General features: G+C 70.9%; 17 protein-coding genes and 1 pseudogene. 1 reads left to right on the top strand and 17 read right to left on the bottom strand.

All coding sequences use genetic code 11. From position 1 onward, the window contains the following. Window positions 1-76 precede the first annotated feature (76 nt). The gene (rpsB, locus tag ACIRQH_RS31485; RefSeq protein WP_388869816.1) at window positions 77-1,045 is read right to left on the bottom strand and encodes a 30S ribosomal protein S2; all 969 of its coding nucleotides are present in this window, start codon (window positions 1,043-1,045) and stop codon (window positions 77-79) included. Window positions 1,046-1,542: 497 nt separating this feature from the next. On the opposite strand from rpsB, the gene ACIRQH_RS31480 reads away from it, so the two are divergent. Continuing rightward, the gene (locus ACIRQH_RS31480; protein ID WP_404228124.1) at window positions 1,543-2,169 is read left to right on the top strand and encodes a peptidoglycan DD-metalloendopeptidase family protein; all 627 of its coding nucleotides are present in this window, start codon (window positions 1,543-1,545) and stop codon (window positions 2,167-2,169) included. A gap of 45 nt (window positions 2,170-2,214) precedes the next feature. Here the strand turns inward: ACIRQH_RS31480 and ACIRQH_RS31475 are convergent, their stop codons facing one another. The 16 genes and pseudogenes from ACIRQH_RS31475 to rpsP all read right to left on the bottom strand — a co-directional run bounded on the left by ACIRQH_RS31475 (window position 2,215) and on the right by rpsP (window position 14,700). Then, window positions 2,215-2,772: a helix-turn-helix domain-containing protein gene (locus tag ACIRQH_RS31475; protein WP_358816345.1), complete on the bottom strand. Its 558-nt coding sequence runs from the start codon at window positions 2,770-2,772 to the stop codon at window positions 2,215-2,217. Between the two features lie 141 nt (window positions 2,773-2,913). Next, window positions 2,914-3,756: an RNA polymerase sigma factor WhiG gene (gene whiG / locus ACIRQH_RS31470; RefSeq protein ID WP_358816271.1), complete on the bottom strand. Its 843-nt coding sequence runs from the start codon at window positions 3,754-3,756 to the stop codon at window positions 2,914-2,916. A 268-nt stretch (window positions 3,757-4,024) separates the two neighbouring features. Further along, complete coding sequence (gene dprA / locus ACIRQH_RS31465; protein ID WP_388869819.1) at window positions 4,025-5,170, bottom strand: DNA-processing protein DprA; 1,146 nt, start codon at window positions 5,168-5,170, stop codon at window positions 4,025-4,027. Then, window positions 5,167-6,792, bottom strand: a complete 1,626-nt coding sequence (locus ACIRQH_RS31460; protein ID WP_358816269.1) for a YifB family Mg chelatase-like AAA ATPase — start codon at window positions 6,790-6,792, stop codon at window positions 5,167-5,169. Before ACIRQH_RS31460 ends, dprA begins: the two co-directional genes overlap by 4 nt. A 1-nt stretch (window position 6,793) precedes the next feature. Next, window positions 6,794-7,177 (bottom strand): YraN family protein, encoded by a 384-nt coding sequence (locus ACIRQH_RS31455; RefSeq protein ID WP_388869822.1) that lies wholly within the window; start codon window positions 7,175-7,177, stop codon window positions 6,794-6,796. A gap of 274 nt (window positions 7,178-7,451) precedes the next feature. Continuing rightward, a complete protein-coding gene (locus ACIRQH_RS31450; RefSeq protein ID WP_003965949.1) occupies window positions 7,452-7,760 on the bottom strand; it encodes a DUF2469 domain-containing protein in 309 nt (102 codons plus the stop codon). Between the two features lie 55 nt (window positions 7,761-7,815). Next, on the bottom strand, window positions 7,816-8,340 hold the full coding sequence (locus ACIRQH_RS31445; protein ID WP_404228049.1) for an NUDIX hydrolase: 525 nt from the start codon (window positions 8,338-8,340) through the stop codon (window positions 7,816-7,818). Beyond that, a complete protein-coding gene (lepB, locus tag ACIRQH_RS31440) occupies window positions 8,330-9,103 on the bottom strand; it encodes a signal peptidase I (RefSeq protein WP_404228047.1) in 774 nt (257 codons plus the stop codon). Before lepB (ACIRQH_RS31440) ends, ACIRQH_RS31445 begins: the two co-directional genes overlap by 11 nt. Window positions 9,104-9,325: 222 nt before the next feature. Continuing rightward, window positions 9,326-10,267, bottom strand: coding sequence for a signal peptidase I (lepB, locus tag ACIRQH_RS31435; RefSeq protein WP_388869828.1), 942 nt, complete (start codon window positions 10,265-10,267; stop codon window positions 9,326-9,328). Then, window positions 10,152-11,243: pseudogene (gene lepB / locus ACIRQH_RS31430) on the bottom strand (signal peptidase I); the annotation flags it as partial. The gene lepB (ACIRQH_RS31435) and the pseudogene lepB (ACIRQH_RS31430), both read right to left, overlap by 116 nt. Next, the gene (gene lepB / locus ACIRQH_RS31425; RefSeq protein WP_358816264.1) at window positions 11,236-11,952 is read right to left on the bottom strand and encodes a signal peptidase I; all 717 of its coding nucleotides are present in this window, start codon (window positions 11,950-11,952) and stop codon (window positions 11,236-11,238) included. The gene lepB (ACIRQH_RS31425) and the pseudogene lepB (ACIRQH_RS31430), both read right to left, overlap by 8 nt. An 80-nt stretch (window positions 11,953-12,032) precedes the next feature. Next, window positions 12,033-12,383, bottom strand: a complete 351-nt coding sequence (gene rplS / locus ACIRQH_RS31420) for a 50S ribosomal protein L19 (protein WP_358816263.1) — start codon at window positions 12,381-12,383, stop codon at window positions 12,033-12,035. 131 nt (window positions 12,384-12,514) lie between these two features. Next, entirely contained in the window at window positions 12,515-13,336 is an 822-nt protein-coding gene (gene trmD / locus ACIRQH_RS31415) for a tRNA (guanosine(37)-N1)-methyltransferase TrmD (protein WP_404228043.1), read from the bottom strand. Further along, entirely contained in the window at window positions 13,336-13,920 is a 585-nt protein-coding gene (rimM, locus tag ACIRQH_RS31410) for a ribosome maturation factor RimM (protein WP_404228040.1), read from the bottom strand. The genes trmD and rimM overlap by 1 nt, the downstream gene beginning before the upstream one ends. 118 nt (window positions 13,921-14,038) lie before the next feature. Further along, window positions 14,039-14,278, bottom strand: a complete 240-nt coding sequence (locus ACIRQH_RS31405) for an RNA-binding protein (protein WP_003973401.1) — start codon at window positions 14,276-14,278, stop codon at window positions 14,039-14,041. 2 nt (window positions 14,279-14,280) lie between these two features. Next, window positions 14,281-14,700, bottom strand: a complete 420-nt coding sequence (gene rpsP, locus ACIRQH_RS31400) for a 30S ribosomal protein S16 (protein WP_358816260.1) — start codon at window positions 14,698-14,700, stop codon at window positions 14,281-14,283. Window positions 14,701-15,110 lie beyond the last annotated feature (410 nt).

Genomic DNA, 15,110 nt, shown 5'->3' with positions numbered 1-15,110 from the left:
AAGTCTGAAGATCTACGGGACGAACGGCGGGGGCTTTGTGGGCCCCCGCCGTTCAGAAACCCGAAGGGGTGAGGGGTCAGGCCTGCTCGGCCTCGGCGACCGGGGCCTCGGCAGCGGGGGCCTCGGCGTCGGCAGCAGGGGCCTCGGCAGCAGGGGCCTCGGCGGCGGGGGCCTCGACAGCCTCAGCCTCGGCGGCGGGGGCGTCGGCCTGCTCGGCGTCGGCGACCTTCTCCGTCTCGGCGGAGGTCTGGACCTCGGGCTCGTCGGCCTTCTTCTCGCCCTCGAGCAGGTCGCGCTCCCACGCGGCCAGCGGCTCGCCCGCGGCCTTGTCACCCTCGGCGGCCTTACCGGCGCCGGAACGGGAGATGAGGCCCTCGGCGACGGCGTCGGCGATCACGCGGGTGAGCAGGGTGACGGAGCGGATCGCGTCGTCGTTGCCCGGGATCTTGTAGTCGACCTCGTCGGGGTCACAGTTGGTGTCGAGGATGGCGACGACCGGGATGTTGAGCTTCCGGGCCTCGCCGACCGCGATGTGCTCCTTCTTGGTGTCCACGATCCAGACGGCGCTGGGCACCTTCTGCATCTCGCGGATACCACCGAGGGTCTTCTCCAGCTTGGCCTTCTCGCGCGAGAGCACGAGAAGCTCCTTCTTGGTGAGACCCGAAGCGGCGACGTCCTCGAAGTCGATCTGCTCGAGCTCCTTGAGGCGCTGCAGACGCTTGTAGACGGTCGAGAAGTTGGTGAGCATGCCGCCCAGCCAGCGCTGGTTGACGTAGGGCATGCCGACGCGGGTGGCCTGCTCCGCGATGGCCTCCTGCGCCTGCTTCTTCGTGCCGACGAACATGACCGTGCCGCCGTGGGCGACGGTCTCCTTGACGAACTCGTAGGCGCGGTCGATGTACGACAGCGACTGGAGCAGGTCGATGATGTAGATGCCGTTGCGCTCCGTGAAGATGAAGCGCTTCATCTTCGGGTTCCAACGACGGGTCTGGTGACCGAAGTGGACGCCGCTTTCCAGCAGCTCCCGCATCGTGACGACGGCCATGGCCGTTCTCCTAGGTTTTCTCGGTTGAACCGCGTGTGCCGGACGGCACTCGCGCCTGACGCCCGCGATGCGCCGTGCCACAAAGGACCGAGAGGCGCTGACACCGGTGATGAAGACCAGATGTCGGGGCGTGCGAAGTCGACTCGGTGACCCGAATCGCCATCAGAAGTGTACGGGACCCGAGAGGGGCCGGGTGACGCCCCTGTCCACAACCGGCCGGTACTCCACAGATCCCGGCCATGATCCGCTCGGTGCGGGACGGTTTCCGCATGCGAGCGAACCGATCTGTGCGTACGTGGCCGTGCCTTGTCCTCGGCCTGGCCCTGACCGTCCTGGGCGTCCTGCCCCCCGCCTCACCGGCGCAGACTCCGGCCTCGGGGCGGACGGCCGGGCCCCAGTCCGTGACTCTGACGTCCTCGGCGACGCTGTCCCACGGTGTCGGCCCGGCACCGCCGGTCCAGGCCACCCGACCCGGTGCCGTCGGCCCGCTCACGTCCCTGGCCGATGAGGCCGCCGGGTCCGCCGACCGGTCTCGGGCCGATCCCGGTGACCCGCCGGAGGCCGATCCGGCGGACCCGTCCGACACCGATGCCGGACTCCCTTCGGGAGCGGGTTCCACCGCCCCGGCGCCCACCGGACCGCTCACGCCTCCCGTAACCGATCCTGGCGTCCCGGCGCTCGCCCGCGCCTGGCCGGTGGGGGTCCGTCCTCCGGTCGTACGGGGCTGGGAGCCGCCGGCGACGGCCTACTCCCGGGGTCATCGCGGCGTCGACCTGGAAGCCGTCCCCGGCACTCCGGTGCGCGCCGTCGCCCCGGGCAGGGTGTCCTTCGCGGGCCGGGTCGCGGGCCGCGGGGTCGTCTCCGTGGAGCTGGCGGGCACCGGGGCGCCTCCACTGCGCACGACCTACGGCCCGGTGCGGGCGTCGGTGCGCAAGGGCGACGAGGTTCTCGCGGGCGCGGTTCTCGGGAGGGTGGAGGCGACGCGCGACGCGCACTGCGGGCCGACGCCCTGTCTGCACTGGGGCCTGCGCAGAGGCACGGCCTACCTGAACCCGCTGTCCCTGCTGCCGCCCTGGCTGCTGGGCCTCGGCCCGTCCCGCCTGCTGCCGCTCGACGGACCTTGACCGGAGCGCTGACGCCGGGCGCCCGCGAGGCCTGGTCGGCACGGCTCAGCCGCGGACGCCTCGCAGGGCCATCGCGACGGCCGCCTCGGTGATCGCGGTGGGGTCCTCGGCGGCGCCCAGCTCGATGCGGCGCACGGCGGCGTCGACCACACCCTGCAGCAGCATCGCCGCGAGCCGCGGCTCGGCGTGGCCCATGGCGGCCAGCGCCTCGCCGATCATCGTGACCAGCCCGCCGTGCGCGGCCCGGATCTTCTCCCGGGCGCCCGCGTCGAGTTCGCTGGCGGAGATGGCGACCACGGCGCGGTGCCGCCGGTCCCCGACCAGGGCGAGCTGCCGGCGCACGTAGGCCTCCACCTTGCCCTCGGGGCCCTCGGCGGCGGCCATGGCGGAGGAGACCTCGGCGGCCCAGACGGGGAAGTCGACCTGGCAGAGTTCCTCGACGACGGCGGCTCGGGAGCGGAAGTACTCGTACACGGAGGACCGCGCGAGCCCCGTGCGCTCGGCGAGCGCCGGGAAGGTCAGCGCCTCCGTCCCACCCTCGGACAACAGGGAGCGCGCCGCGTCCAGCAGGGCGGCTCGCTGCATCGACCGGTGCTCGGCCACGGAGGCCGCTCGAATCCTTGGCACGTCAACCACTCTACGGACGCGCCGCCGCGTACGGGAGCCACTCAGCCCACCCCGCCCGGCGGCAGCAGGTCTAGCGGCGCCGGTTCCCGGCTGTGCGGGGGTGGACGAACGCCCTGGTCAGCGCCCGAAACTGGCCAGCTTGGCGCGCAGCTGAAGTACGGATTTGGTGTGGATCTGGCTGACCCGGCTCTCCGTCACGCCGAGTACGTTGCCGATCTCCGCGAGTGTCAGTCCCTCGTAGTAGTAGAGCGTGACGACGGTCTTCTCCCGGTCGGGGAGGGTGTTGATCGCCCGGGCCAGGAGTCTGCGCAGTTCCCGGTCCTCGGCGACCTCGACCGGGTTGTCGGCGGCGGTGTCCTCCAGGGTGTCCATCAGGCTCAGCCGGTCGCCGCCCTCACCGCCGGCATGCAGCAGCTCCTCCAGGGCGACCACGTTGGCCAGCGACAACTGGCTGAACACCGCATGCAGGTCCTCCACCGCGATACCCAGTTCGGAGGCCACCTCGATCTCCGAGGGGGTGCGTCTCAGCCGGGCCTCCAGGGTGGCGTAGGCGCGCTCGACGTTGCGCGCCTTCTGCCGGACCGACCGCGGGATCCAGTCGAGCGCGCGCAGTTCGTCGATCATGGCGCCCCGGATCCGGGTGATCGCGTACGTCTCGAACTTGATCTCGCGCTCGATGTCGAACTTCTCGATCGCGTCGATCAGCCCGAACACCCCGGACGAGACGAAGTCGGCCTGTTCGACGTTGGCCGGCAGGCCCACGCTGACCCGGCCCGCGACGTACTTCACCAGCGGCGAGTAGTGCAGGATCAGCTGCTCGCGCAGCCGCTCGTCACCGGTCGACTTGTACGACCGCCACAGCTCGTCGAGTGTCGAGGGAGCGGGCGGGCGCACGCTGCCGCCGTCGCGGGCGGCTGGCGGGATCGCCGTCCGGTCGGACCCGGAGGTGTGCTGGGGCATTCGTCGCCTTGTGCCGTTCTGCCGTGAACTGGGTGCCTGGGTACCTGTCGGTCTCATGCCGAGATGGTGGGCCTGCGTCGGATCCTCGTGAGCGTAGCGTGACTGGACAGTCGCAGTGCGCGAAGAGGGGGCTGTCACCCGGACGCGGAGGGGTTCCGCGAGGCGGCTCCCGGCATTCCGGCTGTCGCCCTGCGTGACCGCCAGGATCCGCCAACTGCGGGAATCCGCAAGGGCGTCGGCGTTCCCCCGGACGGCCGAACACGCTCGGTCAGCGGTCCTCCCGATCGTCGCGGACGGAGGTCGACGCCTGGCGTGTCAACTTCCAGCCGTCGCCGTGTCGTTCGACGAATCCAAGTGCTCGGAGTTCGTACAGTCTCCCGACCGCGTCGTCCGTGGTGGTGGCAGCCCCGCGGGCGATCTCGTCGACGGCCGCAGGGCGCCGTGCCGGCAGGGCGGCCAGGACACGCTGGGCGCCCGGGGCCAGGAGGTCGCGCGGCACCACGGGTCCGCGCCGGTCGGGGGCCAGCTCTCCCATGTCACCGACCAGTTCGGCGACTTCCGCGGCGTCGGTGACCAGAACCGCTTCTCCTCGAAGCAGTTCGTGCACCCCCGCGGAGAGTGAGCTGGTGGCCGGGCCCGGCACTCCCATGGTGAACCGCCCCAGCCGCTGTGCCGCACGGGCAGTGACGAGCGCCCCACTGCGATAGGCCGCCTCGACGACCACGGTGCCCCGGGTGAGTGCCGCGATGACCCGGTTCCGGAGGATGAACCTGCTCGGCGTGGGATGCTCACCGGGCGGCAACTCCCCGATCACTAGGCCCTGTTCCGCGATCCTGGTGATCAACTGGGTATGGCCGCGGGGGTAGGGCCGGTCGACCCCGCAGGCGAGCACGGCGACGGTGGCGCCGCCCGCGCCGAGGGCGCCTCGGTGCGCGGCACCGTCCACCCCGTAGGCACCGCCGGACACCACGACCCAGCCCCTCTCCGCGAGCCCGGCGCCGAGGGTCGCCGCCATGTGCGCGCCGTACTCGGTGCAGGCCCGGGCGCCGACGACGGCGACCGACCGCAGCGCCCATATCCGCAGGCTGGACAGCCCCCGGACCCACAGTCCGAGGGGCCGTCCGTCCCCGAGGTCGTCCAGTTGCGCCGGCCATTCGGAGTCGCCGGGGCAGACGAACCGCACCCCTGCCTCCCGCGCCCGGACGAGATCGCCCTCCGGGTCGGCCCGCTCGGCCCTGGCCCGCAGGCCCGCCCACCGGGTGTCCGTCATCCCGCGCGGCTGTCGATCACCGCCGGACAGCCACCGCAGGGCTTCCGGGGCCCCGATCTCCCGGATCCAGCGGCCGCAGACCTCGTCGCCGGGTTCGACGGCCCGGGAGAGCGTGACGCGGGCCCTGCGCTCGTCGTCCGTCATACCGGTGAGCCGATCGCCATCGGTACCCCGCGCGGAACCCCGGTGCGCAGCTGAAGGGCGAGCGCCACGTCACCGGCGTCGGGGCGGTCGTGTCCCGACAGGTCCGCGACCGTCCACGCGACGCGGAGCACCCGGTCGAGACCCCGGGCCGTGAGCAGTCCGCGCTCCAGGCTCCGCTCGGCGTCGTCCATCGCCCCCGGCACCGCCTGCCACCGGCTGCGCAGCTCCCGTCCCGGGACCTCACTGTTGGTGTGCCAGGGCGTCCCCGTGAAGCGGGCGGTGGCCCGCTCGCGGGCGGTGCGCACCCGCTCGGCCACCGTCTTCGTGGATTCGCCCCGAGCACCTCGCGCGGTGAGCTCGGACCGGGTGACGGGCTCCACCTCGACGCGCAGGTCGACCCGGTCGAGCAGCGGTCCGGACAGCCGTGCCTGGTAGCGGCGGATGGCGGAGGGCGGGCATTCGCAGTAGTCGTTCGTCACGCTGAAGCGGCCGCAGGGACAGGGGTTGGCGGCCAGCACCATCAGGAACTTCGCGGGGAACCGCACGACACCGGCGCTCCGCGCGATCACCACGTGGCCCGCCTCCAGCGGCTGGCGCAGGGCGTCGAGCACGAAGCCGCTGAACTCCGGCGCCTCGTCGAGGAAGAGGATCCCGCGATGTGCCAGGGACACCGCTCCGGGCCGCGCGAGGCCCTTGCCTCCGCCGACGAGGGACTGCATCGTCGCGGAGTGGTGGGGTGCGCAGTACGGGGCGATGTCGACCATCGGTTTGCCGGGTGGGAGCAGGCCGGCCACGGAGTGGATCGCGGTCACCTCCAGGGATTCCTGCCGGGACAGCCGCGGCATGAGGGACGGCATCCGCTCGGCGAGCATCGTCTTGCCCGCCCCTGGTGGACCCTGCAGGAAGACGTGGTGCCCTCCGGCCGCCGCGACCTCCATCGCGGTGCGGGCCGACAACTGGCCCACCACATCGGCGAGATCGTGCCCCGGATCGTGTTCCGGGACGGCGATGCCGCACAGGCCGGTGGCCTCCCCCGTCCCCGGGACGCGCAGGCCAGCGAGCAGCGGGTCGGGGCGCCCCTGCTCGTCGGGGTCCTCCTCGGGCACCGGCTCGTCGGCGAGCACCGCGATGAGCTGGCGCAGGCTGCGGACGCCCAGCACCGAGACCCCGGGCACCAGTGACGCCTCGGCCGCGGCGCACTCGGGGACGACCACCTGCTCGTATCCCGCGTCCGCCGCCGCCAGCACCGCCGGGAGGATCCCCCGGACCGGCCGCACCCGGCCGTCGAGGCCGAGCTCTCCGATCATCACGATGTCGGCGAGCACCCGGGGATCGATCCGCTCGGAGGCACCCAGCACCGCGCAGGCGACGGCGAGGTCGAACCCCGAACCGCCTTTCGGCACGGAGGCCGGGCTGAGCCCCACCGTCAGCTTCTTCTGCGGCCAGGCGGCGCCGGAGTTCACGAGCGCGGCCCTGACCCGGTCCCGGCTCTCCGTCAGGCTCTTGTCGGGGAGCCCCACCAGGGTGAACGCCGCGACACCCGGCTCCAGGTCCGCCTGGACCTCGACGACGACGCCCTCCACACCCACCAGGGCCACCGAACACGTACGCGCGAAGCCCATCTCAGGCCACCCCCCGCGCGTGCTCGACCACGGGTGCGCCCCGGTCGGGGAGGACGATGCCGATCAGGTCGATGCGGACACCGCCCGGTGGGGCTCCGCCGTGTTCCTGGAGCCATCGCTCGGCGAGGCCCCTCAGCCGCCGGGCCTTGGCCGGTGTCACGGCCGCCATCGGGTGCTGGAACGTGCCGGCCCTGCGGGTCTTGACCTCGCAGAGGACGAGCGCGTCGCCGTCGCGCGCCACGATGTCGATCTCGCCTGTCCTGCCGCACCGCCAGTTGCGTGCCAGGACCGTCAGGCCGGTCTCGGTCAGCCGTCGCGCGGCCAGATCCTCGCCGTACCTGCCCAGTGCGTTCCGTGCGCCGCTTCGTGCCTCGGTCGTCTTCATGTCGGCACCACCTCCGGCACCCACACTGAGGCCGCACCGCGACGCTTGTGGATCTTGGTGGACAGACGCGCGACTGTGGAAAAGGCCGTCACCCACAGGCGTGACGGTCGTGCTCCCGCCTACCCGGTCGGCCAGGAAGGGCCGCGGTGAGGTGCCGGCAGTCCCCGGGGGACACGGCGGCAGGGAGACACGAAGGCCGGGAACCCGTCGGTTCCCGGCCCCACCGGCCCGCTGTCCGGCCGGTCTGTCACCCAGTCGCCCGGCCGCCTCCGAGTCAGCCGCCCGGAAGCTCCAGATCGCTCTTGTTCAGCTCTTCGATGTTCACGTCCTTGAATGTCAGGACGCGTACCTGCTTCACGAAGCGAGCGGGCCGGTACATGTCCCACACCCAGGCGTCCGCCATGGACACCTCGAAAAACACCTCGCCCTGGACCGAGTGCACCTGCATCTCGTAGTCGTTGGTGAGGTAAAAGCGCCGTTCGGTCTCGATCACATATTTGAACAGACCGACGACGTCGCGATACTCCCGATAGAGCTTCAGCTCCATCTCGGTCTCGTACTTCTCGAGGTCCTCGGCGCTCATGGCATGTTCCCCTTCAGCCGTGCGTCCCCCCATTGTGCGCCAGCCCCGGGAGCCCCTAGACGATTTCCGTGTCGAGGATCTCGGGCGTGGCCGGGGGACCCTCGTCGAGCACCCTGCGGAGCAGCCCGGCGAGCTTGGTCGGATACACCGTCTCATGTGCCTCGGTCAGTTCCTGGCACGTCCACCAGCGCGCTCCGGCGACGCTGCGCCGTTCCAGGTCGGTCAGTGCCGTGGCGGCCGTGGCCGTCTGGGTCGTACGGGCCAGGAGGTACCACTCGTCCTGGTGCCAGCGCCGACCGGCGAACGAGAACGAGCAGATCCGCCGCCACAGCACCGGCCCCAGCTCGACCTCTGTGATGCCGGTCTCCTCCAGGAGTTCCCGCAGCGCGGCCTGCTCCCGGGTCTCGTCCCCCTCCAGACCGCCGCCGGGGGTGAACCACCAGTCGTCCGCGGGATCGTCCGGCTCGTGCCCGTGCAGGAGGAGGATCCGGTCCTGCGGGTCGAGCAGGACGACCCGGGCGACCTTGCGCAGACCGCCCTCGTGCGTCTCCTCGCCGCTGTCCGTCGGCTCAGCGGACACCGGCGGGCTCCGTCTTCCCACGGGAGCGGCCCGTCCGCTTGGCGATGGGCCCGTAGGCGGCACCGGCCAGCACGAGCACGGCACCGGCGATCACCGCGGCGACGATCGTACGGAGCGGGCCCGGCTGGGACAGGGCCCCGAGGGGCTCGAAACCGCTGGGGCGTTCGAGCATGCCGTCCATGGGCCAGGCGATGGCGTCCACCCTGGCCGACACGGCGCTGCGCGCCACGGTGCCACCGGCGGCGTCCGACAGGTGCGCGGTGGAGTCCAGGGAGCCCTGTCGCTCGTCGCCGAGCAGGAAGAGACGGCCCTTGGGGACCTTCACGGTGGGGAAGTTGGTGATCTCGGCGAGGCTGCCCTCGGGCAGGTACGGCTCGTCTATCTGCTTGCCGTTGACGGTCAGCTTGCCCTCGGTGCAGCAGGAGACCGTGTCACCGCCGACGGCGACCACACGCTTGACCACCGACGCGTTGGTGACCCACGCCTTGTCCTTGAAGACGACGACGTCACCGCGGCGGACATCGCTTCCGTCGACGCGCTGCGCGAGGACCCTGTCGCCCACGTTGATCGTCGGAGCCATCGAGCTGGTGGGCACGGTGTACGGCAGGTACACCACCGCTCCCCAGGCGAACCCTCCGAGGAACAGCACCAGGCCCAGTGCGACAGCCAGCCCGGACAACCGCTGTCCGACCTTGCTGCCCGCGTGCTCCCTGGCCGCGCCACCGCTGCGCGGGGCCGTACGTATTGCGCTCTCGCCACCCATGGGTCCGCACCCTACCCGGGGGTACGGTCCGCGGTCAGCCCATGGTTCGGACAACGATCACGGCCCCGGGCACCGATGTGGAAGACCTGTGCGGATCGCCGGTACGCCGTGTGCTTCGGAGGACGCCTGCCGGTCACCGGTCCCCCGGCGGAACGAGCAGGGGCCGGCCGCTCCGGAGAGATCCGGTGCGGCCGGCCCCTAAGGCCGGAGACGACTCGGTCGTCAGTCGTCCCTGGACGCCTTGCGCTTGCGGCGCACCAGCGCGAGCGGCACCACGCCGACGAGCGCGACGGCACCGGGCGCCGTGACGGCGGCGGCCGCCTTGGCGTTCAGGCCGGACTGGTCGAAGGTGTCCGGAACGGGAAGGGTGCCCCAGCGGTTGATCGGCCAGGCCTTGACGATGGCACGGCCGACGACGTCGTCGACGGGGACCATGCCGTGGTGCTTGTCGGCCTGGTTGTAACGGGAGTCCCGCGAGTTCTGACGGTGGTCGCCCATCACCCAGATCATGCCCTTGGGGACCTTGACCTTGAACTGGCCGCCCTCGTCGTCCTGGCTGCACGGAGTGTTCCCGGCGTACACGTACGACGTCTCGTTCAAAGCCTTGCCGTTGACCGTGAGCGGGCCGGTCCCGTTGCACTCGATCGTGTCGCCACCCACGCCGATGACGCGCTTGATCAGGTCCTTCTCCTCCGCGGACGGCATCAGGCCGATCCAGCTGAGGAAGGTCTGCAAGGCGTTCGGGTTGGCCGTCGGCTCGCCCGCCAGCCAGTTGTCGGGGTCGTGGAAGACGACGACCTCGCCGCGCTCCGGCTCCGACCCGAACCACGGGGTCAGCTTGTCGACCAGGACGCGGTCACCCTGCTGGAGGGTGTTCTGCATCGAGTCCGAAGGGATCGAGAACGCCTGCACCAGGAACGTCTTGATGAGCAGCGCGAGCACCAGGGCGATGCCGATCAGGATCGGCAGCTCCTTCCAGAAGGAGCGCTGCTTCCTGGACTGCGGGTCCTGCTCGGAACGCCCGGTCGAGGCGTCACCGCCTTCGGAGCCACCGCCGGAACCCGACCCGTCCTCTACGCCGGGGGCAGCCGCATCGTCGGGCCGCTCCGGCTGCCCTTCGGGACCATCGTGTCCGGACCGTGCGCCGACCGCCACATCCCCCACATCCACTCCTCACTCCGTGCCGCTGCCCGCGCCGTATTCGGCGCAGGCCCACCACTCCCATAACGAGCGGGAGTTCCGCAGGGCTCGGGAGCGGGATCAATCCGTCTGGATCCGCAGGGGCCACCCTATGCGACAGCGCCGAGGCGGCGGTCGACGCTCCAGGCGCGTCGGCCACGGTCGAAAACGTGCCCGGCTCGCGCAGCCGGGTCCAGTGACCGATGGGCCATCCGATGATCATGGCCCGGCCCACGATCGACTTCTCGGAGACGGTACCGCTGAACTTGTCGGTCCGGTGGTAACGGGAGTCAGCGGAGTTGCCTCTGTGGTCGCCGAGCACGAACAGGCGCCCCTCGGGCACCTTGACCTCGAAGGCGAAGTCGGACGGTTTGTCACCCGCGAAGATGTACGGCTCGGTCAGCGGGGTGCCGTTCACCGTCACCCGGCCCTGTGCGTCGCAGCACTTGACCGTGTCGCCGCCGACGCCGACGACCCGCTTGATGAGGTCCTTCTCGTTGTCCGACGGCAGCAGACCGATGAAGGTCAGCCCCTGCTTGAACTGCTTGACGACCACGGGGTCGTCCTTCTTCTTGGTCTCCTCGGCGGTCAGCCACCCACCGGGGTCCTTGAAGACGACGACATCACCGCGCGAGGGCTCGGAGCCGAACCACGGGGTGAACTTGTCGACCAGGACACGGTCGCCGATCTGGATCGTGTTCTCCATGGAACCCGACGGGATCACGAAGGCCTGGACGAGGAAGGTCTTGAGGACCAGGGCTATCAGCACGGCGACGCCGACGAGGAGCGGTATCTCCTTGACCGAGGAACGCCGTCTGCGTCGCTTGATCTTGCGCGCGAGCTTGCGCCGCTCCACCCGGCTGGGACGGGCGGCCCCTCCGGAGGCGCGCCGGGTCCCGGTGGGCAGCAGGTTCTCCGCGGCACTCGCGGGGGCTCCGCGCGGTCGTCCGCGGTTACCCATGGGCACCGCCGGCGGCGGGCACGCGCGCGTAGGCGTCGGGACGGACCAGCCGGGTCCAGTGGCCCGCGGGCCAGGCGATCCAGTCGGCGCGGCCGATCACCTCACCTACGGGGACCATGCCGCCTCCGGGCGAGCCCAGATGGTCGCGGGAGTCGCTGGAGCGGCTGCGGTGGTCACCGAGGACGAAGAGCGATCCGTCGGGCACGAGGACGTCGAAGGGCACGTCCGAGGGGCTGTCGCCCCGGTGGAGGAACGCGGACTCGTCGACCGACCGGTCGTTCACCTCGAGTCTCCCCTCCCTGTCGCAGCAGACCACGTGGTCTCCCCCTACCCCCACAACGCGCTTGACGTAGTCTGCGCTTCCGAAATAACCGGTGCCGTCGAACACGACGACGTCGCCCCGCCGTGGTTCGGAACCGAAACGGTACGCCAACTTATTTACGAGAACGCGGTCCCCGATCCTCAATCCGGACTCCATCGAGCCGCTGGGAATCTGGAACGGCTGCATCACGAAGCGGCTGACCAGGAGCAGGAAGACCAGGCAGACCAGCACGGTCAGGGTGATCCACCCGCCCGGGAGCCAGTCGGCGGCCCGGCCGGCCAACGCGAAGCGCGACCGGCCCTCCGGCCGCTCCGTGTCCGAGATCTCCTCGGAAGCGGAAGGGCGGGAGGAGCGGTCGCGCTCCACGTGCTGTGCTTCGGTGTCCATCGGGGCCAGATGTTATCCGGCCTCCATGAGACGCCTTCTTACCGGCTCGGCCGGCCACGGCGAACCGTGGCCGTGCGAGATCAGTTGTCGCGCTTCTCCTTGATCTTCGCGGCCTTGCCGCGCAGCTCACGGAGGTAGTACAGCTTGGCGCGACGGACGTCACCGCGGCTCACGAGCTCGATCTTCTCGACGATCGGGGTGTGCACCGGGAAGGTGCGCTCCACGCCGACGGAGAACGAGACCTTGCGGACCGAGAAGGTCTCGCGAACGCCGGCACCCTGGCGACGGATGACTACGCCCTTGAACTGCTGCACACGCGAGCGGTTGCCCTCGATGACGCGGACGTGGACGTTGACGGTGTCACCCGGGCGGAAGGCCGGGATGTCGGTGCGCAGCGACGCGCTGTCGACGGTGTCGAGCAGGTGAGTCATGTGTGTCTGCTTTCTTCGTCAATGCCACAGGTCATCGACGGGAGAGGGGTTCCGAGATGGTGCTGCCTCGTCGGGACGGGCGTCGTGTCCCCCTGTGGCAGGGACGCGCGCCGACGACAAAGAGCAGCGGCCTATTCTTCCACGGTCTGCGGGCTGCGCCCAAATCGGCCGTCGGGACCCGGCTGCCAGCCAAGGATCGAGAGCATCTCGCGGTCCTTCTTGTCGAACGCCGAGGGGTCGCAGCGCCCGATGAGGTCGGGCCGGTTCGCCGTCGTGCGGCGCAGGGCCTCGTCGCGGCGCCAGCGGGCGATCTTCCCGTGGTGGCCGCTGACCAGGACCTCCGGGATCTCGCGGCCGCGCCACTGAGGGGGCTTGGTGTACACCGGCCCCTCCAGGAGGTTGGCCATGGCGCCGGGGGCGAAGGAGTCGTCCCGGTGCGACTCGGCGTTGCCGAGCACACCCGGCAGCAGCCGGGCCACGGCCTCGGTGACGACGAGCACGGCCGCCTCCCCGCCGGCGAGCACGTAGTCGCCGATGGAAACCTCGTAGACGGGCATCCGGGTCGCGTACTCGTCGATGACACGGCGGTCGATGCCCTCGTAGCGCGCGGGCGTGAAGACCAGCCAGGGGCGCTCGGAGAGTTCGACGGCGAGTTCCTGGGTGAACGGGCGTCCGCTGGGCGTCGGGACGACGAGGACGGGCCCGTGGCAGCCGGTCTCGTAGCCGTCCGCGAGGGCGGAGTCCAGGGCGTCGCCCCACGGCTCGGTCTTCATGACCATGCCGGGACCGCCGCCGTAGGGGGTGTCGTCGACCGTGTTGTGACGGTCGTACGTCCAGTCACGGAGGTCGTGCACGTGCACGTTCAGCTGGCCGCGCGCGCGTGCCTTGCCGACGAGCGAGACGTTCAAGGGCTCCAGATACTCGGGGAAGATCGTGACGACGTCGAGCCGCATCAGGCGTCCGCCCCCGCGGAGTCCTCGTCGCCGGTGGCCTCCTCCTCGGCGTCGCGGGAGGAGACGACCTCCGCGCCGTCGTCGATCAGGCCGGGCGGCGGGTCGATGACGGCCCGCTGCTCCTCCAGGTCGATCTCGACGACGATCTCCTCGACGAACGGGATCAGCACCTCGGTGCCGTCCTCCCGCTCGACCACGAACAGGTCCTGCGACGGCAGGTGCGAGATCTCGGTGATCCGGCCGACCGCGGCACCGTCCGTGGTGAACACGTCCAGGTCCATCAGCTGGTGGTCGTAGTACTCCTCCGGGTCCTCCGGAGTCACGTCCGGGTCGACCTCGGCGATCAGCAGGATGTTCCGCAGCGCCTCGGCGCCGTTCCGGTCGCGTACGCCGGCGAAGCGCAGCAGGAGACGGCCGCTGTGGACGCGGCCCGTCTCGATGGTCAGCGGTCCGGCGGAGGCCGGATCGGTGAACAGGACGGCACCGGGTCCGAGCCGGAGCTCCGGCTCGTCGGTGCGAACCTCCACGGTGACCTCGCCCTTGATGCCGTGGGCACGGCCGACGCGAGCGACTACCAGCTGCACTGTGCTTGATCTCCTGTCGTGTACCGACGGCAATGCTTCGGATTCGGGTGCGCAGACGACTGCGGGCCGGGGACGGCTCGTAAGCCCTCCCCGGCCCGAGCCGGTGCTGCGTGCTACGTCAGCGGACGTGGTCCACGTCGACGAGGTCGACACGGACACCGCGGCCGCCGATGGCACCCACGACGGTCCGCAGAGCGCGTGCGGTGCGGCCGTTGCGGCCGATCACCTTGCCGAGGTCGTCGGGGTGCACCCGAACCTCGAGAACGCGCCCGCGACGCAGGTTGCGCGAGGCGACCTGCACGTCGTCGGGGTTGTCGACGATGCCCTTCACGAGGTGCTCGAGAGCCTCCTCGAGCATGCTCAGGCCTCGGTCGACTCGGACTCGGCCGGAGCCTCGTCCTTCTTCTCAGTCTTCTTCTTCTGGGTGATGGCCTCACCCTTGCTCGTGTCGTCGCCACCGAGGGCGTCGAACAGCGGGCGCGCGGCCTTCGGCTCGGCCACGAGCAGCGGAGCCGGGGCCGGCAGGCCCTTGAACTTCTGCCAGTCGCCGGTCAGCTTCAGGATGGCGAGCACGGGCTCGGTCGGCTGCGCGCCGACACTCAGCCAGTACTGCGCACGGTCCGTGTCGACCTCGATGCGCGAGGGGTTCTGGACCGGGTGGTACAGGCCGATCTCCTCGATGGCCCGGCCATCACGGCGGGTACGGGAGTCGGCGACGACGATGCGGTAGTGAGGCGAACGGATCTTGCCCAGACGCTTCAGCTTGATCTTGACTGCCACGGAAGTGGTGTCTCCTGGTCTTGACGGGGTTGGACACGACGAGATGGCCGCGTGGGGTTGCGGTACCCGAGTGTCCGATGGACGCGTCAGCCGGAGGAGAGAGGGGTCCTGTGCGGCTGTCGAGTACAGCTGACCATTCTGCCACATCCCGCGGATCCCCCCGACCGAGGGTGAGCCGGCCCACACCTGACGGGCACCCGGCGGTCCCGGGTGCCCGTCAGGTGACGCCGGCCCGGGTCGGTCCGGGGCGGTTGTCGCCGGTCTGCGGCGGTCGTCGGCTGCTGTCGGGATGGGTCCGGCCCGCGCGCACGTGTGCCTCCTGAAGTCCCCCACCGCCCTGGGACGGTGAGGGAGGCACGACTGCCGCGGGCCGCGTGTGCTGGGCCGGCACCCACGAGATGCCGGTGTCG

This window comes from Streptomyces sp. NPDC102279, from assembly GCF_044766365.1.
Lineage (GTDB): Bacteria > Actinomycetota > Actinomycetes > Streptomycetales > Streptomycetaceae > Streptomyces.
The sequence above is the reverse complement of the archived record's forward strand: the minus strand, read 5'-3'. Positions and strand labels throughout refer to the sequence as shown.

What these genes read in the sequence shown, in the direction of transcription:
- trmD (WP_404228043.1), bottom strand. Translation starts at nt 13,336, where the DNA reads ATGCGGCTCGACGTCGTCACGATCTTCCCCGAGTATCTGGAGCCCTTG.
- ACIRQH_RS31455 (WP_388869822.1), bottom strand. Translation starts at nt 7,177, where the DNA reads ATGAAGACGACCGAGGCACGAAGCGGCGCACGGAACGCACTGGGCAGG.
- rplS (WP_358816263.1), bottom strand. Translation starts at nt 12,383, where the DNA reads ATGACTCACCTGCTCGACACCGTCGACAGCGCGTCGCTGCGCACCGAC.
- ACIRQH_RS31460 (WP_358816269.1), bottom strand. Translation starts at nt 6,792, where the DNA reads ATGGGCTTCGCGCGTACGTGTTCGGTGGCCCTGGTGGGTGTGGAGGGC.
- lepB (WP_404228047.1), bottom strand. Translation starts at nt 9,103, where the DNA reads ATGGGTGGCGAGAGCGCAATACGTACGGCCCCGCGCAGCGGTGGCGCG.
- ACIRQH_RS31450 (WP_003965949.1), bottom strand. Translation starts at nt 7,760, where the DNA reads ATGAGCGCCGAGGACCTCGAGAAGTACGAGACCGAGATGGAGCTGAAG.
- rpsB (WP_388869816.1), bottom strand. Translation starts at nt 1,045, where the DNA reads ATGGCCGTCGTCACGATGCGGGAGCTGCTGGAAAGCGGCGTCCACTTC.
- whiG (WP_358816271.1), bottom strand. Translation starts at nt 3,756, where the DNA reads ATGCCCCAGCACACCTCCGGGTCCGACCGGACGGCGATCCCGCCAGCC.
- dprA (WP_388869819.1), bottom strand. Translation starts at nt 5,170, where the DNA reads ATGACGGACGACGAGCGCAGGGCCCGCGTCACGCTCTCCCGGGCCGTC.
- lepB (WP_358816264.1), bottom strand. Translation starts at nt 11,952, where the DNA reads ATGGACACCGAAGCACAGCACGTGGAGCGCGACCGCTCCTCCCGCCCT.
- ACIRQH_RS31405 (WP_003973401.1), bottom strand. Translation starts at nt 14,278, where the DNA reads ATGCTCGAGGAGGCTCTCGAGCACCTCGTGAAGGGCATCGTCGACAAC.